The 20,894-nt window shown below is 64.4% G+C and carries 18 protein-coding genes; 13 read left to right on the forward strand and 5 right to left on the reverse strand.

Translation table 11 applies throughout. The annotated features are described in order from the left end of the window. Positions 1-396: 396 nt before the first annotated feature. The 4 genes from EOC94_RS23685 (at position 397) to lpdA (ending at position 5,895) form a co-directional block, all read left to right on the forward strand. A complete protein-coding gene (locus tag EOC94_RS23685; protein WP_127293837.1) occupies positions 397-1,629 on the forward strand; it encodes a 3-methyl-2-oxobutanoate dehydrogenase (2-methylpropanoyl-transferring) subunit alpha in 1,233 nt (410 codons plus the stop codon). A gap of 2 nt (positions 1,630-1,631) precedes the next feature. Then, positions 1,632-2,645 (forward strand): alpha-ketoacid dehydrogenase subunit beta, encoded by a 1,014-nt coding sequence (locus tag EOC94_RS23690; RefSeq protein ID WP_127293839.1) that lies wholly within the window; start codon positions 1,632-1,634, stop codon positions 2,643-2,645. A gap of 235 nt (positions 2,646-2,880) precedes the next feature. Beyond that, a complete protein-coding gene (locus EOC94_RS23700; protein ID WP_127293843.1) occupies positions 2,881-4,251 on the forward strand; it encodes a dihydrolipoamide acetyltransferase family protein in 1,371 nt (456 codons plus the stop codon). Positions 4,252-4,497: 246 nt separating this feature from the next. Beyond that, positions 4,498-5,895: a dihydrolipoyl dehydrogenase gene (gene lpdA, locus EOC94_RS23705; protein WP_127293972.1), complete on the forward strand. Its 1,398-nt coding sequence runs from the start codon at positions 4,498-4,500 to the stop codon at positions 5,893-5,895. Positions 5,896-6,232: 337 nt separating this feature from the next. Here lpdA and EOC94_RS23715 read toward each other — a convergent pair whose 3' ends face one another. Further along, entirely contained in the window at positions 6,233-7,336 is a 1,104-nt protein-coding gene (locus EOC94_RS23715; protein WP_127293845.1) for a saccharopine dehydrogenase family protein, read from the reverse strand. Between the two features lie 124 nt (positions 7,337-7,460). Here EOC94_RS23715 and EOC94_RS23720 point away from each other — a divergent pair, with 124 nt between their 5' ends. Continuing rightward, positions 7,461-7,889, forward strand: coding sequence for an Lrp/AsnC family transcriptional regulator (locus tag EOC94_RS23720; protein WP_127293847.1), 429 nt, complete (start codon positions 7,461-7,463; stop codon positions 7,887-7,889). 243 nt (positions 7,890-8,132) lie between these two features. Here EOC94_RS23720 and EOC94_RS23730 read toward each other — a convergent pair whose 3' ends face one another. Then, complete coding sequence (locus EOC94_RS23730; protein ID WP_127293851.1) at positions 8,133-8,618, reverse strand: hypothetical protein; 486 nt, start codon at positions 8,616-8,618, stop codon at positions 8,133-8,135. Between the two features lie 72 nt (positions 8,619-8,690). Next, positions 8,691-9,449 (reverse strand): SDR family oxidoreductase, encoded by a 759-nt coding sequence (locus tag EOC94_RS23735; RefSeq protein ID WP_126104274.1) that lies wholly within the window; start codon positions 9,447-9,449, stop codon positions 8,691-8,693. Here EOC94_RS23735 and EOC94_RS23740 point away from each other — a divergent pair. The 3 genes from EOC94_RS23740 to EOC94_RS23750 are packed head-to-tail and all read left to right on the forward strand — an operon-like array spanning position 9,448 to position 11,339. Further along, a complete protein-coding gene (locus EOC94_RS23740; protein ID WP_126104275.1) occupies positions 9,448-9,687 on the forward strand; it encodes a hypothetical protein in 240 nt (79 codons plus the stop codon). The genes EOC94_RS23735 and EOC94_RS23740 overlap by 2 nt on opposite strands. Positions 9,688-9,722: 35 nt before the next feature. Then, positions 9,723-10,088, forward strand: a complete 366-nt coding sequence (locus tag EOC94_RS23745) for a RidA family protein (protein ID WP_127293853.1) — start codon at positions 9,723-9,725, stop codon at positions 10,086-10,088. A 21-nt stretch (positions 10,089-10,109) separates the two neighbouring features. Next, positions 10,110-11,339, forward strand: a complete 1,230-nt coding sequence (locus EOC94_RS23750) for an amidohydrolase/deacetylase family metallohydrolase (protein ID WP_126104277.1) — start codon at positions 10,110-10,112, stop codon at positions 11,337-11,339. Positions 11,340-11,486: 147 nt separating this feature from the next. On the opposite strand, the gene EOC94_RS23755 is transcribed toward EOC94_RS23750, so the two are convergent. Beyond that, complete coding sequence (locus EOC94_RS23755; RefSeq protein WP_127293855.1) at positions 11,487-13,274, reverse strand: NAD(P)/FAD-dependent oxidoreductase; 1,788 nt, start codon at positions 13,272-13,274, stop codon at positions 11,487-11,489. Between the two features lie 201 nt (positions 13,275-13,475). Continuing rightward, positions 13,476-14,420 (reverse strand): MurR/RpiR family transcriptional regulator, encoded by a 945-nt coding sequence (locus tag EOC94_RS23760; protein WP_127293857.1) that lies wholly within the window; start codon positions 14,418-14,420, stop codon positions 13,476-13,478. Between the two features lie 275 nt (positions 14,421-14,695). On the opposite strand from EOC94_RS23760, the gene EOC94_RS23765 reads away from it, so the two are divergent. The 5 genes from EOC94_RS23765 (at position 14,696) to EOC94_RS23790 (ending at position 20,709) form a co-directional block, all read left to right on the forward strand. Then, positions 14,696-15,523, forward strand: a complete 828-nt coding sequence (locus tag EOC94_RS23765; protein WP_127293859.1) for an ABC transporter ATP-binding protein — start codon at positions 14,696-14,698, stop codon at positions 15,521-15,523. Next, complete coding sequence (locus EOC94_RS23770) at positions 15,520-16,368, forward strand: ABC transporter permease (protein ID WP_127293861.1); 849 nt, start codon at positions 15,520-15,522, stop codon at positions 16,366-16,368. Before EOC94_RS23765 ends, EOC94_RS23770 begins: the two co-directional genes overlap by 4 nt. Positions 16,369-16,428: 60 nt before the next feature. After that, positions 16,429-17,595, forward strand: coding sequence for an ABC transporter substrate-binding protein (locus tag EOC94_RS23775; protein ID WP_127293863.1), 1,167 nt, complete (start codon positions 16,429-16,431; stop codon positions 17,593-17,595). 354 nt (positions 17,596-17,949) lie between these two features. Continuing rightward, the gene (locus EOC94_RS23785; protein ID WP_127293865.1) at positions 17,950-19,041 is read left to right on the forward strand and encodes a Gfo/Idh/MocA family oxidoreductase; all 1,092 of its coding nucleotides are present in this window, start codon (positions 17,950-17,952) and stop codon (positions 19,039-19,041) included. 234 nt (positions 19,042-19,275) lie between these two features. Further along, entirely contained in the window at positions 19,276-20,709 is a 1,434-nt protein-coding gene (locus EOC94_RS23790; protein ID WP_127293867.1) for an amidase, read from the forward strand. The last annotated feature ends 185 nt before the right edge of the window (positions 20,710-20,894 follow it).

The following is a 20,894-nucleotide window of genomic DNA, read 5'->3' on the forward strand; positions in this document are numbered from 1 at the left end:
CGGGGCTCCTTCTTCCTTCTCCCCTTGTGGGAGAAGGTGGATTGGCGCGCAGCGCCAAGACGGTTGAGGGGTGCTGGACGGAGCGCCGTCCTTGCCAGGCTGGAACACCCCTCATCCGACCGAGCTTCGCTCGGCCACCTTCTCCCACAAGGGGAGAAGGAGACGCCGCGCGAAGCCCCTCAATCCGCCGAGAATTGCTCATCTGGCGGGAAACCCGGCGCAATCATGCGCCAAATTGCGCGTGGCGGCGGAAGATCGACAAGAAATTTCGCCGACATATCTTCATCTTGGCGAGCGCTGGCCGGTGCGTCGCTGGCCTGAAGCCTTGCCCGACGAATTGGCACTGGTCTGGCAGTGTGCAACTATCCGACCGGGCAACATTGGAGGATCTTGGTCATGGCCGATGCAGGAATGTTGCGCTTCCATGTGCCGGAGCCGGAGGTGCGGCCGGGCGGTACGCCGGATTTCTCTGACGTGACCATCCCCAAGGCCGGCTCGGTGCCGCGTCCCGAGATCGATGTCGATCCGCGCACCATCCGCGATCTGGCTTTTTCGATCATCCGGGTGCTCAACCGCGCCGGCGAAGCCGTCGGGCCATGGGCCGGCCTGCTTTCCGACAACGAATTGCTGGAAGGGCTGCGCCACATGGTGACGCTGCGCAGCTTTGACGCCCGCATGCAGATGGCGCAGCGGCAGGGCAAGACCTCCTTCTACATGCAGCACCTCGGCGAAGAGGCGGTGAGCTGCGCCTTCCGCAAGGCGCTGGCGCCGGGCGACATGAACTTTCCGACCTATCGGCAAGCAGGGCTGCTTATCGCCGACGGCTATCCGATGGTCACGATGATGAACCAGATCTATTCGAACGAAGCCGATCCGCTGAAGGGCCGGCAATTGCCGATCATGTATTCGTCGAAGGAGCATGGCTTCTTCTCGATCTCCGGCAATCTGGCGACGCAATATATCCAGGCGGTCGGCTGGGCGATGGCTTCGGCGATCAGCAATGATTCGAAGATCGCCGCCGCCTGGATCGGCGACGGCTCGACCGCCGAGTCCGACTTCCATTCGGCGCTGGTGTTCGCCTCGACCTACAAGGCGCCGGTCGTGCTCAACGTCGTCAACAACCAGTGGGCGATCTCGACTTTTCAGGGCATCGCCCGCGGCGGCTCCGGCACTTTCGCCGCGCGCGGTCTCGGCTTCGGCATTCCTTCGCTGCGGGTCGACGGCAACGATTATCTCGCCGTCCATGCGGTGGCGAAATGGGCCGCCGAGCGGGCGCGGAAAAATCTCGGGCCGACGCTGGTCGAATACGTCACCTACCGCGTCGGCGCGCATTCGAGCTCCGACGATCCGTCCGCCTACCGGCCGAAGGCCGAGTCCGACGCATGGCCGCTCGGCGACCCGATCGTCAGGCTGAAAAACCACCTCATCCAGCGCGGCGTTTGGTCTGACGAGCGCCACACCCAGGCCGAGGCAGAAATCCTCGAAACGGTGATCGCGGCGCAAAGGGAGGCCGAGCGGCACGGCACGCTGCATGCCGGCGGCAAGCCCTCGGCGCGCGACATGTTCGAGGGCGTCTATGCCGAGATGCCGCCGCATCTCAGGCGCCAGCGCCAGCAGGCAGGGGTCTGACCATGCCAAGGCGGACCATGATCGAGGCGATCCGCGACGCCATGGACGTGTCGATGGCGCGCGACGAACGCGTCATCGTCTATGGCGAGGATGTTGGCTTTTTCGGCGGCGTCTTCCGCTGCACGCAGGGCTTGCAGGCGAAGTACGGCAAGAGCCGCTGCTTCGATGCGCCGATCAGCGAAGCCGGCATCGTCGGCTCGGCCATCGGCATGGCCGCCTACGGCCTAAAACCTTGCGTCGAGGTGCAGTTTGCCGACTATGTCTATCCGGCCTACGACCAGATCGTCTCGGAGGCGGCGCGGCTGCGTTACCGGTCGAACGGCGATTTCACCTGTCCGATCGTGGTCAGGATGCCGACCGGAGGCGGCATCTTCGGCGGCCAGACCCACAGCCAGAGCCCGGAGGCGCTGTTCACCCACGTTTCCGGCCTGAAGGTCGTCGTGCCGTCCAATCCGCACGATGCCAAAGGCCTGCTGATCGCGGCGATCGAGGATCCCGATCCGGTGATCTTCCTGGAGCCGAAGCGGCTCTACAACGGCCCGTTCGACGGTCATCACGAGCGCCCGGTGACGCCGTGGTCGAAACATGACCTCGGCGAGGTCGCCGACGGCCATTACACGGTCCCGCTCGGCAAGGCGGTGATCCGGCGGCCGGGTGCCGCTGTCACCGTGCTCGCCTATGGCACGATGGTCTATGTCGCGCAGGCGGCGGCCGAGGAGACCGGCATCGACGCCGAGGTCATTGATCTGAGAACGCTGCTGCCGCTCGATCTCGAGACGATTGTCGCCTCGGTGAGAAAAACGGGCCGCTGCGTGGTCGTGCACGAGGCGACGCTGACATCGGGGTTTGGCGCCGAGCTGTCGGCGCTGGTGCAGGAAAATTGTTTCTATCATCTGGAAGCGCCGGTGGCGCGGGTCGCCGGCTGGGACACGCCCTATCCGCACGCGCAGGAGTGGGATTATTTTCCAGGTCCCGCCCGGCTTGGCCGGGCCTTGCTTGAGACGATGGAGGCCTGATGATGGGAGGCAGAGCAATCCCTTCGGACCAATTGCCAACCATGGCGCCGCCCCTCATCTGCCTGCCGGCATCTTCTCCCTGTGAGGGACGGGGAGAAGGGGCTGGCCGCCACGCAGGCGATCCCCCTCTCCCCGTTCTTCACGGGGGTCCGAAGGACGGGCGAGACAAGCGGCTCGCCCCGGAATGGGCAGGGGTGAGGGGCAGCGCAAACGCCTCGGTAGGGGAGGCCTGACGATGGGCGAATATGTAATCAAGCTGCCCGATGTCGGCGAAGGCGTCGCCGAGGCCGAGTTGGTCGAATGGCAGGTCAAGGTCGGGGATCTCGTGCGCGAGGACGCGGTGCTTGCCGCTGTGATGACCGACAAGGCGACGGTCGAGATTCCGTCGCCTGTCGACGGCGAGATCCTGTGGCTTGGCGCCGAGATCGGCGACACGGTGGCGATCGGCTCGCCGATCGTGCGGCTGAAGGTGGCGGGCGAGGGCAATGTCAGCGCGGGCGAGGCGCTTGCGGACGTTACGGCGGAGGGTACTGACGATGCACGGGCTCGCCCGTCCTCGGGCTTGGAGCCGTCATCACTCAATTTAGCGCCGTCATCCTCGGGCTCGTCCCGAGGATCTGCCGTCCCACACGGATATGACGCGACCAGTTCCGAGAGGTCGGTAGATCCTCGGGACGAGCCCGAGGATGACGGCGTCAGGTCCAGGGTTAGCAGCGCGCCGCGCCCCGAAGGTGAAAAGCCGCTGGCGTCGCCCGCTATCCGCCTGAGAGCGAAAGAGGCCGGCGTCGATCTTCGGCAGGTCGCGGGAACGGGCCCGGCCGGCCGCATCCAGCATGAGGACATCGAGGCGTTTCTGGCGCGTGGACCGCAGCTCGCGAAAGTCTCCGGCCTCGCCCGCAACGAGGCGGTCGAGGACATCAAGATCATCGGGCTCAGGCGCAAGATCGCCGAGAAAATGGCGCTGGCCAAGTCGCGCATCCCGCACATCACCTATGTCGAGGAGATCGACGTCACCGCGCTCGAGGATCTGCGCGCCGCGCTCAACAAGGAGAAGCGCGGCGGCGCGGAACGGCCGAAGCTGACGCTGCTGCCGTTCCTGATGCGGGCGATAGTCAGGGCGATTGCCGACCAGCCCAATATCAACGCGCTGTTCGACGACGAGGCCGGCATCATCCACCAGCATGGCGGCGTCCATATCGGCATCGCCGCGCAGACGCCTTCGGGGCTGGTGGTGCCGGTGGTCAAGCACGCCGAGGCGCGCGACATCTGGGATTGCGCCGCCGAGGTCATCAGGCTGGCCGAGGCCGCCAAATCAGGCACGGCGATGCGCGACGAGCTTTCGGGATCGACCATCACCATCACCTCGCTCGGCGCCATGGGCGGCGTCGCGACGACGCCGGTGATCAATCACCCGGAAGTGGCGATCATCGGCGTCAACAAGATGATGGTGCGGCCGGTATGGGACGGAACCCAGTTCATTCCGCGCAAGATGATGAACCTGTCCTCCAGCTTCGACCATCGCGTCATCGACGGCTGGGACGCCGCGGTGTTCATTCAACGGATCAAGACGCTGCTGGAGACCCCGGCGCTGATTTTTGTGGATTAGGGCCATGAACAGAGGATCGCAGTGGCGCAGAATGAGAGCGGTAGCGATCCTTCGCGCCCCCCTCTGTCCTGCCGGACATCTCCCCCTCAAGGGGGGAGATCGGCTCTCATCCCGACTTTCGACAATCTCCAGCGTTACAAGACTAAGCGGAGCGCCAAAGCTGCCAATCTCCCCCCTTGAGGGGGAGATGCCCGGCAGGGCAGAGGGGGGCGCTGGCCCGCCGGCTCGACGAACCAAGGTGCCATGATGAAGGAAATCTCCTGCAAGCTGCTCGTCATCGGCGCCGGGCCTGGCGGCTATGTCTGCGCCATCCGCGCCGGCCAGCTCGGCATCGACACGGTGATCGTCGAGTTCGGCAAACCGGGCGGCACTTGTCTCAATGTCGGCTGCATTCCGTCCAAGGCGCTGATCCATGCGGCCGAGGAGTTCGAGAAGATCTCCCACATGGCCGGCGGCAAGAGCCCGCTCGGCATTTCAATCGCAGCACCATCCATTGATCTCGAAGCCACCATCGCCTGGAAGGACGGTATTGTTAGCCGACTGAATAGTGGCGTCGCCGGCCTGCTCAAGAAGGCCGGGGTCAAGACCGTGCACGGCTGGGCGAAATTCCGCGACGGCAAGACCGTCGAGGTCCAGACCGAGACCGGGATGCAGGTGGTCCGCGCGGAGACGGTGGTGATCGCGACAGGCTCGGCGCCGGTCGAGCTGCCGTCGCTGCCGTTTGGTGGGCCAGTGATCTCGTCGACCGAAGCGCTTGGGCTGAGCGAAGTGCCGGAAAGGCTTGCCGTCGTCGGTGGCGGCTATATCGGGCTCGAGCTCGGCATTGCCTTCGCCAAGATGGGCGCCAGGGTGACCGTGGTCGAGGCTTTGCCGCGCGTGCTGGCGCTGTATGATGCAGAGCTGACGCGGCCAGTCGTGAAGCGGCTCACCGAGCTCGGTATCGAGGTGCTGGTGGGCGCCAAGGCCAAGGGGCTGTCGACTAAGGGCGATGCGCTGCTGGTCGAGACGAAGGACGGCAAGAATGCCAAGATCGCTGCCGACAGGATCCTGGTCACCGTCGGGCGCAAGCCGGTGATCGAAGACTGGGGGCTGGACCAGATCGACCTCGATATGGCGGGGAAATTCATCCGCATCGACGACCAGTGCCGCACCTCGATGCGCGGTATCTTTGCCATTGGCGACGTCACTGGCGAGCCGATGCTGGCGCATCGGGCGATGGCGCAAGGCGAAATGGTCGCCGAGATCGTCGCCGGCCACAAGCGCAGCTGGGACAAGCGCTGCATTCCCGCCATCTGCTTCACCGATCCGGAACTGGTCACCGCCGGTCTGTCACCGGACGAGGCAAAGGCGCTCGGCGGCGAGATCAAGGTCGGGCTGTTTCCGTTCGCCGCCAATGGCCGCGCCATGACGAAGATGGGTGAGGAGGGATTCGTCCGGGTCGTTGCCCGGGCGGACAACCATCTTGTGCTCGGCATCCAGGCGGTCGGCCAAGGCGTGTCGGAACTGTCGACGGCCTTCGGCCTGGCGCTGGAAATGGGCGCGCGGCTGGAAGACATCGCCGGCACCATCCATGCCCATCCGACACAAGGCGAGGGTTTTCAAGAAGCGGCGCTGAAGGCGATGGGGCATGCGCTGCATATTTGAGGTGCTTCACCCTTCCCTCTTGTTGGACACAAGGGGAGGAACGGCGCGAACCTACGTCGCCAGGCGCCTTTCCTCTCCCTCCGGCGGGGGGAGAGGTGGCGCTGCGAAGCAGCGACGGAGTGGGGGAAGCCGGTCCTCAAATGCGCCGCCGCTGACAACTCACCACAGGGGCTCAATTAGGGCGAGGCATCGCCCCGATCTGAAATAACGGCGCCCGAGCCAGGTCGACCCCCACTCCGTCGAGCTTCGCTCGACACCTCTCCCCCGGTCGACGGGGGAGAGGAATGGCGCGAACTTATTCCTTCCGGCTCCCATCCTTCTCCACAGAGGTGGCACCTCACCCCGCCAGCCGGCTAACCATCTCATGCTGCGCATAGGCATGGCCGAAGCGGTTGGCGAGGAAAGCGTCGAGCGCGATGTCCTCCTGCTTGATGAAGCCCTTCGCCGGCAAGGTGCCGTCGGCCAGCATGTCGAGCACGGCGCAGATGGCGGAGGCCGTGGTGATCTGGATGGCGCTGCGCACTATTTCGCCGACGCGCTTGGCGTAGATCTTGTTGGCGTAGGTCTCCTGGAGCAGGCGGCCGTTCTTGCGGCCGCTGACGGTGACGAAGACGATGACCACGTCCTGCAGCGTCGCCGGCAGGGCGCTCTCAAAAATGTCCTTCAGCACGTCGCGGCGGTGGCGCAGGCCGAGGTCGTTGAGCAGCGCCTTCATGATCGCGGCGTGGCCGGGATAGCGGATGGTGCGATAGTTCAGTGTGCGCACCTTGCCCTTCAGCGTCTCTGCCAGCGTGCCGAGCCCACCCGACGTGTTGAACGCCTCGTAGGTGACGCCGTCGAGCGAGAATTCCTCGCGCTCCTCCAGCGGCGGCACCTCGATCAACTCGCCTTCGACGATCGCCTCGCAAGGCTCGCAATATTCATTGATGACGCCGTCCGTGCTCCAGGTCAGATTGTAGTTCAGCGCATTCGAGGGGTATTGCGGCAGCGCGCCGACCCGCATGCGCACGCTTTCCAGCGTGTCGAAGCGGCTGGCGAGATCATTGGCGACAATCGAGATGAAGCCCGGCGCCAGCCCGCATTGCGGGATGAAAGCGCTGTTGGCCGAGCGCGCCAGCTCCTTGACGCGTCGGGTCGCGACGACGTCCTCGGTCAGGTCGAGATAGTGGACGCCGGCGCTGGCTGCCGCCTCGGCGATGCGCGTGGTCAGATGGAAGGGCGCTGCGCTGAGCACCGCGAACTTGCCGGCCAAGGCCGCTTCAAGCGTGCCGGCGGCTTCGATGTCGAGCTCGAGCGTCTCGACCGTGTCAGGCAGTTCGGCCGCGCCGAGCTGTGCGGCCGAGCGGTCGACGAGGGTGACGTGATAGTCGCCGGTGGAAGCCAGCATCTCGGCGATGGTCGAGCCGATCTTGCCGGCGCCGACAACGATGATTTTCTTCATGACAGTTCCCTCGCCTTACCTTCTCTCAAGACGATAGAATCGCAGCTTGCCTGTCGAAAGGAAGCGTGGAATTGTTCGAAACGAAGTGGCTTCTTGATTAATATGCCGATGAGGTTCGTCGAAAGTGCTTAGCAACGCCGAACAGGCCCTGCTCTCCCTGCTGCGGACGAATGCGCGCGCCTCGACGGCCGAGTTGGCGCGGCGGCTCGGCGTGTCGCGGACAACCGTGCAAAGCCGGATCGAGCGGCTGGAGCAGCGCGGCATCATCACCGGCTATGGCGTCAGGCTTTCACCCGATTACGAACAGGGACTGGTGCGGGCGCATGTCCTGCTCACCGTCACGCCCAAGCTTGCCGACAAGGTGGTGCGCAGCCTACAGGCGCTGCCATCGGTGCGGACACTGCATTCTGTAAGCGGCAACTTCGACATGATCGTCATCGTCGACGCGCCGTCGATCAAGGATCTCGACACGCTTCTCGACCAGATCGGCGCGATGGACGGGGTCGAGCGGACGTCGTCCTCGATCATCCTGTCGACGCGGATCGACCGCTGAGCGGCAGAACTAAAGCCGTTCTGTAGCGATCCTTCGCGCCCCCCTCTGCCCTGCCGGGCATCTCCCCCACGAGGGGGGAGATTGGCAGCTTCAGCGCCCCGCTCACTTCTGCAACGATGGAGATTGGCGAAAGCCGGGATGACGGCCGATCTCCCCCCATGTGGGGGAGATGTCCGGCAGGACAGAGGGGGGCGCTGTCCCGCTGGCATCAAAAGGTTCCGGCATCGTCGTGATGGCCGGCCTCTAGCTGCCGAGCGGGTGCGGCATGTAGCCGACGAAGCCCGATATTTTCCAGCGACCCTCGACTTTGGCGCAAAAATACAGGGTTTGCCATTTCAGTCTCTCGGCGCTGCCGTCCGTCTTGGCGACCGAGCCGTTGAACTTCTTGTGCAGCACGGCGCGGTCGCCGTCGACATCGATGTCGCGCATGTTGGTGATGCGGAACAGCGCCTCGCGCAGCGGCTCGGCGAATTTGGTCGCCGCGGTTTCCCTGGCTTGGCGCAGCCACTCGTCGCGGTAGCTGCGAAGCGTCGGGAATTGCAGCCGCCAGGCATCCGCATCGCTGAGGAAATGGGCGTGCATGCCGAAGAAGCTCGAGGCGACGAAATCATCCTCGACCATCGTCCAGTCCTGGCCGAGGAAGGCGTCGATGTCGCGGCGCACCAGCATCTCCCAGAGCGCATGGCGGTCGGCGTCGCCGGGCGGAAACGGATTCTTGTCGAAGGTCACTTCTGCTCCCCTATGTTGCGATGTTTTGGGTGTTGCGATGTTTCGCTCGATTGAAGGCTCGACTTGATCCGATCAGTCGCCGATCTGGTCCAGAAACGGCAGATTGCTTGCCATCAGGCCGGCATCGACATTCAGGGTCGTGCCGGTGATGCCGCTGGCAAAGGGCGACGCCAGGAACACCGCGGCGCGGGCGACCTCGACCGGCTCGACCAGTCTTCCTAGCGGATAGAGCTTGCCGACGGCGGCGAGGATCTCCGGCTTGTGCGCAAGGCGATGCTCCCAGGCCCCGGTCCGGATCGAGCCGGGAATGACGGCGTTGGCGCGGATGCCGTTGCGGCCTTCCTCGGTGGCGATGGCGCGCATCCAGGCGTTGAGCGCTGCCTTGGCGGCGGCGTAGGCGGGGTTGCCGAAATGGGCTTGCGCGTTGACCGAGGAGATGAACACGAAGGCGGCGCCTTGCGGCTGGTTGCGCATGACGGGGAGCAATGCCTGCGACAGCAGTGCGGCGCTGCGAAAATTCAGATCCATTTCGTGATCGAGGGCGGCCGTCGAGACCTCGGCGAGCGTTTCTGCCCGCGTCCAGCCGGCGTTGGAGATGACCGCCATTGGGGCCGCCCCTTTACCGATGCGCTTGGCAAACGCCGCCACGGCGGCGTCATCGAGCAGGTCGAAATGATGCGCTTCTTCTATTCCGGCGCTGGTCAAGTCGGTGCCCTCGCGATCGCAGGCGACCACCCTTGCCGCGCAGGCGGACAGGACGGCGACCAGCGCGCTGCCGACGCCGCCGGCCGCGCCCGTCACGACCACGCTGCCACCACCGAAATCGATCATGCGGCTCCTCGCTTTTCCTTCGCCCAATCCTCGCCTGCCGGATGCATCGAAGCAATCGCTGATCGAGCAGGATGCTGATGCTCTTGTAATAAAGCAACATGAATTCCAAAAAATGTTGCTTTCCAACACAGCCTGTATGAGAATCGCCGGGACAGGCGTAGACCTTCCAGCAGGAAACGGGCAAACCGGCGCAGCGAAAGAGCCCGAACCGCGCGGCTCTGCGGCGATTGCCGGATAACAAAGCGCCGATATTTTTGAATAGGAGGCCATTCCTTGCCCAAGCAGTGTTTTGGAACATCCCATGTGCCGCTGTCGCCGGCGGTCCGGGCCGGCGACATGGTCTATGTCTCGGGCCAGGTTCCGGTCGGCAGCGACGGCGTGGTGGTCAATGGCGGCATCGCCGAGCAGACCGAGCAGGTGCTTGTGAATGTGAGGGCAGCGCTGGCGCTGGCCGGCTGCACCATGGAGGACGTGGTCAAGACGACGGTCTGGCTCGAGAACGCCAGCGACTTCGGCGCCTTCAACGCCATCTATGCCAGGCATTTTCCAAAGGATCCGCCGGCGCGCACCACCGTCGAATCGCGGCTGATGATCGACATCAAGATCGAGGTCGAGGCCGTCGCCTACAGGCCGGTCTAGACAGAACGGAGGCGGACGCCGATGCAATTTGATCTCCTCCTGAAGGGTGGCCGCGTCATCGACCCGGCGTCCGGCCTCGACGCGCAACGCGATCTGGCCATTGCCGATGGCCGCATCGCGGCGATCGATGCCGACATTCCGTTCGAGCGTGCCGCGCGCGTCATCGATGCGACGGGCTCCATCGTCGCGCCCGGCCTCATCGACCTGCACAGCCACGTCTATTGGGGCGGCACCTCGCTCGGCGTCGACGCCGACCGCCTCGCCGCCAAAAGCGGCACCACCACGTTCATCGACGCGGGAAGTGCTGGCGCCGGCAACTTCCTCGGCTTTCGCCGCCATGTCATCGAGCGCTCGAAAGTCCGCATCCTGGCCTATGTCAACATTTCCTTTGCCGGCATTTTCGGCTTCTCGCAGACCGTTTCGGTCGGCGAGTGCAGCGATCTCCGGCTCTGCGAACCGCGCGAGACGGTGGCGGCGATGCGCGAGCACGCAGACGTGGTTGTCGGCGTGAAAGTCCGCTCGGGTCGCCATGCCGGCGGCACCAGCGGCATTGCCCCGGTCGATCTGGCGCTCGAGGCCGCCGACCAGGCGGGCCTGCCGCTGATGGCGCATATCGACGAGCCGCCGCCCGGTCGCTCGGAAGTGCTGCCGCGGCTGCGCAAGGGCGACATTCTCACCCACTGCTTCCGGCCGTTTCCCAACGCACCGATCTTCGCCTCGGGCGCGGTGCGGCCCGACATGCGGCTGGCGCGCGAACGCGGCGTCATTTTCGACATCGGCCACGGCATGGGTTCGTTCGACTTCGAGGTCGCCAAGGCGATGCTCAGCGAAGGGCTGGCGCCTGACGTGATCAGCAGCGACGTGCATCTCTACTGTGTCGACGGGCCGGCCTTCGACATCCTGGTCTGCATGTCGAAGCTGCTCGCGCTCGGCATGCCGCTCGTCGATGTGCTGCACGCGGCGACACAGCGCCCGGCCGAGGCGATCGGGCGGACCGATCTTGGCGCGCTTACGGTCGGCGCCGTCGGCGATATCGCCGTGCTGCGGCTGCGCCCGGGCAGTTTCACCTTTGTCGATGCGGTCGGCGCCTCGCTGGTCGCCGAGCAAAGGCTGATCTCGGACGGCATCGTGATCGGCGGCACCTGGTGGCCGAACGAGGCGGCTAACGATCTCGGCGATACCGAGCGCTTCGAAGCGCATGCGCATGACACGCATATCGATGTCGTGGCTAGGCATTTCGGGCGTGGGTGATCTCCCCCCTTGAGGGGGAGATGTCGCCGAAGGCGACAGAGGGGGGCGGTTCGACCGGGCTCGCCTTCCTGCAACGGATGGAGGTTGGCGCTAGACCGCGGCGACCCCCCTCTGGCCTGCCGGCCATCTCCCCCTCAAGGAGGGAGATTACGGCTTCACCCCCGGCGCCCCATAAACCGGCGTCGCAATGCCTTCCATGCGCGCCTTGATCTGCAGCGCCACATATTTCGAATAGAAACGCGACAGCGCCAGATTGCCGCCGTGGAACCATAGCGCTTCCTGCGCCGTCGGCTTCCACATGTTGCGCAATTCGCCTTGCCACGGCCCCGGGTCGCCTTTCACACCCGAGCCAATTCCCCAACACGGGCCGACCTTGTCGGCGACCTCACGCGAGACGGTCGTCGCCACAGTTTCGTTCATCGACTGATAGCCGGTGCAGGAGATGATCACGTCGGTCGCCAGCTCGGTGCCGTCGTCGAAGAGGATTCCTGTCGGCGTCAGCGACTTGATCTCGACGCCGCTGCGGATGCCGATCTCGCCGTCGATGATCAGATCCGAGGCGCCAACGTCGATGTAGTAGCCCGAGCCGGTGCGGTAGGCCTTCATCAGCAGCCCGGTCTCGTCGTCGCCGAAATCGATGGCGAAGCCGGCGCCGCGCAAGCGGTCGTAGAAGGCCGCGTCGCGCGCCTTGATGATTTCGTAGAGCGCGCGCTGACTTTGCGGCAGCAGCGCGAACGGCGTCGAGGCGACTATCATGTCGGCCTTCTCGGTGGTGATGCCGCGGGCGAGCGCATCTTCCGAAAAGATCTCGAAGCCGACCTCCATCAGCGTGTCGGACTTGACCACCGTCGTCGGCGAGCGCTGGATCATGGTCACCTCAGCGCCGCTCTCCCAGAGGTCGACGCTGACGTCATGTCCCGAACTTGCCGCGCCGATGACCGCGACGCGTCTGCCGCGGAATTTCTCGCCGCTGGAATATTGGCTGGAATGCAGGATCTCGCCCTTGAACGCCTCGGCGCCGGGCAGGTCGATCCGCCTCGGCGGACCATAGGCGCCGGTCGCAAAGACGACGTGCTTCGGCTTCAGCGTGATGCGCTCGCCGGCGCGATCGACCTCGACCGTCCAGATTTTTGCGACTTCGTCATAGGACGCGCCGACACATCTCGTGGAGGTCCAATAGTTGAGCTCCATGACGCGCGTATACATTTCCAGCCAGTCGCCCATCTTGTCCTTAGGCGTGAACACCGGCCAGTTCTCCGGAAACGGGATGTAGGGCAGATGGTCGTACCAGACAGGGTCGTGCAGCACGAGCGAGCGATAGCGGTTGCGCCAGGAATCGCCGGCTTGAGCATTCTTCTCGATGATGATGGCCGGCACGCCCATTTGCCTGAGCCGCGCACCCAGCATAATGCCGCCCTGGCCGCCGCCAATGACCAGGCAATAAGGCTGCTGGCCGGCGCCGAGTTCACGCGTCTCGCGCGCTCTCGCCTCCGACCAGGTCTCTCGGTCCGGGTGGGCCTTGTGGCGGACACCCAGAGGCCGCGCCGGCCCACTGCGCTCCTCAAAGCCCTTGAGGTCGGTCATCGCCGTGAACAGCGTCCGGCACCGGCCGTCCTGCAGGCGCATGATGCCCTGGCCCCATGCCGATGACGTCTCAAAGGTGAACCAGGCTTCGATGATGCCTTCGTCCGCGCTTGCTTCGCCACTGAGCTGCCAAGCAGTCGGCTGTGCCGTCGCCAGCGTGGTTTCCAGCATGTCGCGGATCGTCGCGCGGCCTTCCATCGTCTTGATGTTCCAGGTGAAGGTCAGCAGGTCGCGCCAGTAGCAGTCCTCGGCGAACAGATTGGTCGCGGCCTCGGCGTCGCCCGCCTCGAGCGCGCGGGCGAGGGAAGAAAGCCAAGTGGCCGCCTGTTTCGATGGTGCCATGTCGAGCATCTGTTTTCCTTTTCCCTTTTCAAGTCGGCGCCGCCCGGTCTTTCCTTCTCCCCCTGTGGGAGAAGGTGGCCGAGCGAAGCTCGGTCGGATGAGGGGTGTTCCAGAGGACACCAACGTCTCACTCCGTCCAACACCCCTCATCCGTCTTGGCGCTGCGCGCCAATCCACCTTCTCCCACAAGGGGAGAAGGAAAAAGGGCCTTCAGTCCCCGAGCGGTTCCATCTCCTTGCCCGTCCTGTGGATCTGGGCGTTGTACTTGATGCGGCGGACCGTTTCGCGGGCTGAGCCGTCGAGCTTGTAGGCGGCCGCCACCGCCATCAGGTCGATCGCGGCCAGGAAGGCGAACCGCGAGGCCGTCGGCTTCAGCGTGTCGGGATATTCGGGCACCGCGACCGTCAGCCTGACATCACAGGCGCGGGCAAGGTCGGTGTCGGGCGCGGTCACGCCGATCGCGTTGGCGCGGTAATGCTTGGCGAGCTCGACGGCCTCGATCACTTCGCGCGTGCGTCCCGTCGCCGAGATGGCGATCACCAGATCGCTGGGCTTCAAGGTCGAGGCGGTCATCCGCATCAGATAGGGGTCGCATTGGGCGCTGACGGTGATGCCGTAGCGAAACAGCCGGTATTGGGTTTCCTGCGCCAGCGCCGAGGAGCTGCCGCCGAGACCGAACACTGTGACCTGGCGTGCCTTGGCGATCAGCTCGGCCGCCTTCACCAGCTGCGCCGGATCGAGCTGCCGTTCGGCTTCCTGCAGCGCCCGGCGTGCCTCGCCGAACACGGCATTCCAGAACGGCATGCCATTGTCGGCGCTCGCGGGCGGCGGCTTGCTCAGATAGAGCGCGCCGACGACGAGGCTCTGCGCCAGCTTCAGCTTGAAGTCGCGCACACCTTCACAGCCGATGGCGCGGCAGAACCGGGTCACGGTCGGTTCGCTCACCCCGGCGCGCTGGGCGAGCACGGCGTTGGAAGCGTCGACCGCGAACCTGACGTCGTCGAGCACGACGTCGGCGACGCGGCGCTCCGCCGGGCGCAGTTCACGGTAAGAGTCCTTGACCAGCGAGATGATGTCGGGGATGCGCCTGACATGGTCGCGTGTATCCGGCTCGCCATCCGAAGTCAGTCGTGCATGGCCTTCAGCTTCGGTCATGAGTCATTCCCCTGACGTTCGTGGAACTCGACCTCTACCATGTTTGCGCACCGCTTGCCTGCTCCGCTTCACGCGGCGTGTTTTCCGAAGTATGTAGGAAAGCAACAAGCTTTTCAAGAAATAGAAAATGTAATTTAAACAAACAGATACGGCTAGCCCTAGCGATCTTGCCAGCGATAGCGGCGGTCGCCGCTTGACAGTAAAGTAGGATAGTTACAGACTGATTTCTGCGACCGTATGACCCACTGGATCATCGCGCAATCTCCGAGGGGCGCATGAACGAGGGCAGTGCAAAAACCCCGAAGCTTGGCGTGCAGGACGCGACCAAGATCTATCATACGGCTTCCGGCGACCTCTTGGCGCTGGACCGTTGCAGCCTCGACGTTCACGCCAATGAGATCGTCTCGATCGTTGGCCCCTCCGGCTGCGGCAAGACCACCCTTTTGTGGTCGATGTCCGGGCTGCATCGCCTGTCCAGCGGGACCATCCGGCTCGACGGCAAAGAGATCACCGGGCCGCATCCGGATATCGGCATCGTCTTCCAGGAGGCGAACCTGCTGCCTTGGCGCAATCTCGACGCCAACATCCATTTTCCCTTCGAGATCAAGGGCGAGAAACCGGATCGCGCCTGGATTGCCCATCTCGTCAATCGCGTCGGGCTAGACGGCTTCGGCGGCAAGTTTCCGCGCGAGCTTTCGGGCGGCATGCAGCAGCGCGCGGCGATCGTGCGGGCGCTGGCGCTGAAGCCCTCCGTCCTGCTCATGGATGAGCCCTTCGGCGCGCTCGACAGTTTTACCCGCGAGGAGATGAACCGTCTCGTCGAGGAGATCTGGCTCGATACCAAGACCACCATCGTCTTCATCACCCATAGCATCGAGGAGGCGATCTTCCTTTCCGACAGGGTGGTGGTGCTGAGCGCGCGGCCGGGGCGCGTCGCCAAGGAATATCGCGTGCCATTCCCACGCCCGCGCTCGCTGGAGATCATGGCGACGAAGGAGGTCTTCGATCTCACCAACACGATCAAGATGGACATTGTCGGCGAACGCGTGCGGCCGAAGGCGCGGGAGCGCGGCACCGCCGAAATTGTGAGGATCAGGCCGTGAGCGGAGGCGACGCCATACCGGAATTCTCGAAGACAAAGTCGGGCGACGGGCACGACGTCAGCCTGACCAATCTTTCGGCCTTCGCCAGCGGCCCCGGCATCAGGTCGGGTGCCGAGGTCGCCGCCATCATCGCGGTCGCGGTGATCATCATCGGCGGCATCGAGCTGGCGCTGCGGCTCTTCAATGTGCCGCACTACATCATGCCGGCGCCAAGCGCGATCGCCTACGCGCTGTTCGACGAATTCCCACTGATTGCGCCGCATCTCGGCTACACGCTGGTCGAGCTTATTTCCGGCTTCTCGATCGGCGCCATCATCGGCCTGGTGATGGCTGCGGTGATCACGCAATTTCCCTTCGCCGAGAAGATCGTGGCGCCTTACATCCTGCTCTTGGTCACCACGCCGATGCTGGCGCTGGTGCCGCTTTTGATCCTGCGCTTCGGTTTTGGCTACACGCCGCGCATCATCGCAGTGGCGCTCGCCGCCGGCCCAATGGTGATGATCAATGCGGCGACCGGCTTTCGCCGCGTCGACAGCGCCAAGATCGCGCTGGCGCGTTCCTATGGCGCCAGCACCTTGCAGATATTCTGGAAGATCCGGGCGCCGATGGCGCTGCCGATGATCCTGGTCGGGCTGATGATCGGCGCGATCTTCGGGCTTTTGACCGCGGTCGGCGCCGAGATGGTCGGCGGCGGCTTCGGCCTCGGAAACCGGCTGACCACTTATTCGTCGATGATCCAGATGCCGCAGTTCTTCGCCGTGGTTCTGATCCTCTCGACCCTCGGCATCCTGATCTATGTGCTGTTCTTCCTGATCGGCAAGAAGTGGGCGAGCTGGGAGGCGTGAGCGAAAGGTCCCGGGAGGCGGGCGGCAAGAGACTGAAAATCAACAAAAAAGGGGAATGCCATGACCAAAGAAAGTTCAATCAGCCATAGTGCGAGGATCAGTCGCCGTTATTTCCTGCAGGTGACCGGTGCCGGCCTAGTAACGGCGACTGCGCTCGGCGCATCCAGCCTCAGGGCCAAGGCCGAGGCCTATGAAAAATTCACCTGGATCTCGCCGCGCGGCACGCTCGAAGTGCTCGACGACTATCCCTATTGGGCGGCCAAGAAAGCAGGCTATTTCGGCGATCTCGACACCGACATGCAGCCGGGACCATCGGACGGCACCGCGACGGTGAAGTTCGTCGATGTCGGCCAAGCCGACATGGGCTTCCCTTCGCCCGGCGTCTTCTCCTTCGCCATCCAGAACGGCATGAAGCTCAAATCCGTGTTCCACATGGGCGCGCGCGACACGTTCAGCTTCGCTTTCCGCAAGGGCGAGGGAACAAACGACCTGAAGCAGCTAGAAGGAAAGACCATTCTGCTCGGCTCCGCTGCTTGGCAGTCGATCACCGACCCGCTGCTGGCGGCGCAAGGCGTCGACATCAAGAAGGTGAAATATGTCGAGGCCGGCTGGCCGACCTGGGGCACCGCACTTGCCGGCGGCCAGGGCGACGCCGCCCTGTCATGGGAAGGGCTGCGGGCCGAATGGATCGCCAAGAACCTCGACTTCGAATACTGGCTCGGCGTGCAGAATTCGAAGCTGCCGGCGAACACTTTCGTCGTGCGCGCAGCAGATCTCGAGGACCCCGACCGCAAGGCGTTCCTGGAAAAGTATTTGCGCGGCTGGGCGATGGGTTTGGAGTTCGGCTACCAGAATCCACGCGCCGCCGTCGAAGCGGTGTTCGAGCAGTTCCCGACGCTGGCCAAGAATCTCGGGCCCGAGCTCGGCACCACCTCGATCCTGCAGCAGATCAACGTCTTCCGCGGCGACATGGACAAGCGCGAAGGCTGGGGCTCGCACGACATGGCGAGCTGGCAGGGCTTCTTCGACGAGATCCACAAGATCGGCCAGATCACCAGCCCGGTGAAGGCCGAGGACGTCTGCACCAACGAGCTGATCGGCCCCGCCAACAGCTTCGACAAGGCCAAGGTCAAGGCCGATGCCAACGGCTACAAGCTGTCAGAGGGCTTTGCCGCGCTCGATGTTGATAACATCAAGGCGCATCTGTTCGACTCGGCGGTCAAGTAAAGGCTGCAATTGTCTATGTCGGCGCTGCCCTTGGCCTGCCTTGGCTCCTTTCCTCTCCCTCCGGAGGGGGGAGAGGTGGCGCCGCGAAGCGGCGACGGAGTGGGGGAAGGCGTTCGCCAAACGCGCAGTCGCCGTAAGACAGGCACAATCTGGCGAGCAAGTAACCTCAGGCGGGCGCGAAGGTCGACCCCCACTCCGTCGAGCTTCGCTCGACACCTCTCCCCCGATCGAGGGGGGAGAGGAAAGCGCCGGGCAATGAGCGGCGGCGACTGATCTGAGGTGATTGTCCCAGATAGACATACGAGCGGCAACCGATCGCCGCGCACAACTCAATGAAGAATTTGGGAGGCTGAGATGACCAACAAGGTGAAAGTGCTGGTGATTGGGCTGGGCAATATGGGCGCGTCGCATGCCAGCGCCTACCACCGGCTGGATGGCTTCGAGATCGTCGGCATCATGAGCCGGACGATCAAGAGCAACACAAAGATCCCGGCGGAATTAGCCGGCTATCCGCTCTACGAGGATTTCGATCAGGCGCTGAAAGAGACCAGGCCGGAAGCCGTTTCCATCAACAGCTGGCCCAACACGCATGCCGAATATGCGCTGAAGGCGATTGCCGCCGGTTGCCATGTGTTCATGGAAAAGCCGCTCGCCACCAATATCGAGGATGCCGAAAAGGTCGTCGCCGCGGCGCGAGCGAAGAACCGCAAGCTGGTGCTCGGCTATATCCTGCGCGTCCACCCATCATGGATCAAGTTCATCGAGGTCGGCAAGACGCTCGGCAAGCCGCTGGTCATGCGCCTCAACCTCAACCAGCAGAGCAGCGGCAGCGCCTGGCACTGGCACAAGAACCTGATCGATTCGCTGATCCCGATCGTCGATTGCGGCGTCCACTATGTCGACGTCATGTGCCAGCTGACCGGCGCCAAGCCGGTCCGCGTTCACGGCATCGGCGCCAAACTGTGGGCCGACGCCGCCAAGCAGAATTACGGCCATCTGCACGTTACTTTCGATGACGGCTCGGTCGGCTGGTACGAGGCGGGCTGGGGGCCGATGATGAGCGAGACGGCCTATTTCGTGAAGGATGTGGTCGGCCCCAAGGGCGCGGTCTCCATAGTCGCCGGCCAGCAGGCGAGCAGTGCGGCCGAACTGGCTGAGGTATCGAACTCCGCCGACATCGATCGCCACACCAAGACCGATGCGCTCAAGATCCACTACGCACAGGTCGACGGCGACAAGAATTTCAGCAAGCCGGACGAGATCGTCAGCATGGAGGACGAACCCGGCCATCAGGAGCTTTGCGACCGCGAGCAGGCATTCTTCCTGCGCGCCATCCGCGAGGATCTCGACTTGTCGGAGCAGATGGACGCCGCAGTCAACAGCCTGCGCATCGTGCTTGCCGCCGAGCAAAGCATCGCGGAAGGGCGGACCGTCGAGCTGGCCTGAGGCCTAGCTCCGCCTTCTCCCCTTGTGGGAGAAGGTGGCCGCCCACAGGTCTTGCCTCCGGCAAGCCCGAGGACAGGCTCCGCGGCCGGATGAGGGGTGGTCCAGCTTGGCACCGACTGCACTCCGTCCAGCACCCCTCAACCGTCTTGGCGCTACGCGCCAATCCACCTTCTCCCACAAGGAGAGAAGGAAGAAAGGACGCCGTTTGCGCACGGCAGAACGAGGGAGAGAGGCATGGCCGAAATCACCGACAGCTTCCTGGAAACCTACGCCGAATCCGACGCGCTGGATCTGGCCGAGCTGGTGAAGCGCGGCGAGGTCTCGCCGGCCGAGCTTGTCGAGGCGGCGATCACCATGATCGAGCGACTCAACCCGGCGCTGAACGCGGTGATTCACCGGCTCTACGACATGGCGCGGGCTTCGGCTGAGACGGTCGATAGAAGCGCGCCCTTTGCCGGCGTACCATTCCTGCTCAAGGAACTGGGCTCGTCCTGGACCGGAGCGCCCAACACCAACTCCTGTTCTTTCCTGAGAGATGTCGTCGCCGATTTCGACACCGAGGTCGTGCGCCGCATGAAGGCGGCGGGCCTGGTGCTTGTCGGCAAATCCAATGCGCCCGAGAATGGCTGGTCGATCAGCACAGAACCCAAGCTTTACGGCGCGACGAAAAACCCTTGGAAGCACGGCATCACGCCGGGCGGCTCGAGCGGCGGCGCGGCCGCAGCCATCGCCTCGCGCATGGTGCCGATCGCCGAGGCCAGCGATGGCGCTGGCTCTATCCGTATCCCGGCCTCCTGCTGCGGCATCGTCGGCCTAAAACCGTCGCGCGGACGCGTCAGCCTGGCGCCCTTCGGCGACTATTGGTATGGCGGCGCCTATTTCCTGTGCTGCTCCAGGACGGTGCGCGACACGGCGGCCTATCTCGATGCCGTGGCCGGCGCGCTGCCGGGCGATCCCTATACGCCGCCGGTGCCGGGCGGCAGCTGGCTCAGCCTCTCGTCGCGTGCGCCGAAGAAACTGCGCGTCGGCTTTACCGTCACGCCGCCAAACATCGACCCAGAGGTCAAGGCCACGGTGCTGGCGACGGTCGCCGCGCTCGAGCACCTTGGGCACGATGTCGAGGAGCACGACATGCCGCTCGACGCCAACGCGGTGTGGAAGACCTACACCAACATGACCTGCGTGCAGACGGCGGCAACCTTCGGCTACCACGAAACGGTGATCGGCAGGCCGGTGACGCCAAGCGACGTCGAGCCGGTAACCTGGGCGATCATCGAGCGCGGCCGCGCAACGAGCGGCATCCGCCACATCTCCGACGTCGAGACGATCCGGCAAATCGGCCGCGACATCGTCGGCGATCTCGCGCCCTACGATCTCTTCATCACCCCGACCTTGACGCAACTGCCGAGGCCGTTGGGCTATTACGACATGTCGGAACCGGACATCGACCGCTACAATGCGAAGTGGACGGACGCCGTCTTCGCCTTCCCCTTCAACATCTCCGGACAGCCGGCGATCTCGCTGCCGCTTGGCTGGTCAGCCGGCGGCGTGCCGATCGGCGTGCAGCTGGTCGGCCGCTACGGCGACGAAGCGACCGTGCTCGCCGTCTCCACGCAGCTGGAACGGGAGATGCCGTGGAAGGATCGGCGGCCGAAGGTGAGGGGGTAGGTCTCGTTCGCCCTCGCCATCACCTGTTCCGGGGAGCCGTGGCGTTGCGCCTCGCGCGGCTCCCCTTCTCCCCCTGTGGGAGAAGGTGTCGCCGAAGGCGACGGATGAGGGGTGCTCCAGCTTGGCACCGACGCCACTCCGTCCAACACCCCTCTTCCGTCTTGGCGCTGCGCGCCAATCCACCT

Source organism: Mesorhizobium sp. M6A.T.Ce.TU.016.01.1.1, assembly GCF_003997065.1.
In the GTDB taxonomy this organism is placed as follows: domain Bacteria; phylum Pseudomonadota; class Alphaproteobacteria; order Rhizobiales; family Rhizobiaceae; genus Mesorhizobium; species Mesorhizobium mediterraneum.

Bases quoted from the DNA above. Each gene is read 5' to 3' on its own strand.
- EOC94_RS23685 (WP_127293837.1), top strand. From the start codon at position 397: ATGGCCGATGCAGGAATGTTGCGCTTCCATGTGCCGGAGCCGGAGGTG.
- EOC94_RS23690 (WP_127293839.1), top strand. From the start codon at position 1,632: ATGCCAAGGCGGACCATGATCGAGGCGATCCGCGACGCCATGGACGTG.
- EOC94_RS23700 (WP_127293843.1), top strand. From the start codon at position 2,881: ATGGGCGAATATGTAATCAAGCTGCCCGATGTCGGCGAAGGCGTCGCC.
- lpdA (WP_127293972.1), top strand. From the start codon at position 4,498: ATGAAGGAAATCTCCTGCAAGCTGCTCGTCATCGGCGCCGGGCCTGGC.
- EOC94_RS23715 (WP_127293845.1), bottom strand. From the start codon at position 7,336: ATGAAGAAAATCATCGTTGTCGGCGCCGGCAAGATCGGCTCGACCATC.
- EOC94_RS23740 (WP_126104275.1), top strand. From the start codon at position 9,448: ATGCGGCTCCTCGCTTTTCCTTCGCCCAATCCTCGCCTGCCGGATGCA.
- EOC94_RS23735 (WP_126104274.1), bottom strand. From the start codon at position 9,449: ATGATCGATTTCGGTGGTGGCAGCGTGGTCGTGACGGGCGCGGCCGGC.
- EOC94_RS23750 (WP_126104277.1), top strand. From the start codon at position 10,110: ATGCAATTTGATCTCCTCCTGAAGGGTGGCCGCGTCATCGACCCGGCG.
- EOC94_RS23755 (WP_127293855.1), bottom strand. From the start codon at position 13,274: ATGCTCGACATGGCACCATCGAAACAGGCGGCCACTTGGCTTTCTTCC.
- EOC94_RS23760 (WP_127293857.1), bottom strand. From the start codon at position 14,420: ATGACCGAAGCTGAAGGCCATGCACGACTGACTTCGGATGGCGAGCCG.
- EOC94_RS23765 (WP_127293859.1), top strand. From the start codon at position 14,696: ATGAACGAGGGCAGTGCAAAAACCCCGAAGCTTGGCGTGCAGGACGCG.
- EOC94_RS23775 (WP_127293863.1), top strand. From the start codon at position 16,429: ATGACCAAAGAAAGTTCAATCAGCCATAGTGCGAGGATCAGTCGCCGT.
- EOC94_RS23785 (WP_127293865.1), top strand. From the start codon at position 17,950: ATGACCAACAAGGTGAAAGTGCTGGTGATTGGGCTGGGCAATATGGGC.
- EOC94_RS23790 (WP_127293867.1), top strand. From the start codon at position 19,276: ATGGCCGAAATCACCGACAGCTTCCTGGAAACCTACGCCGAATCCGAC.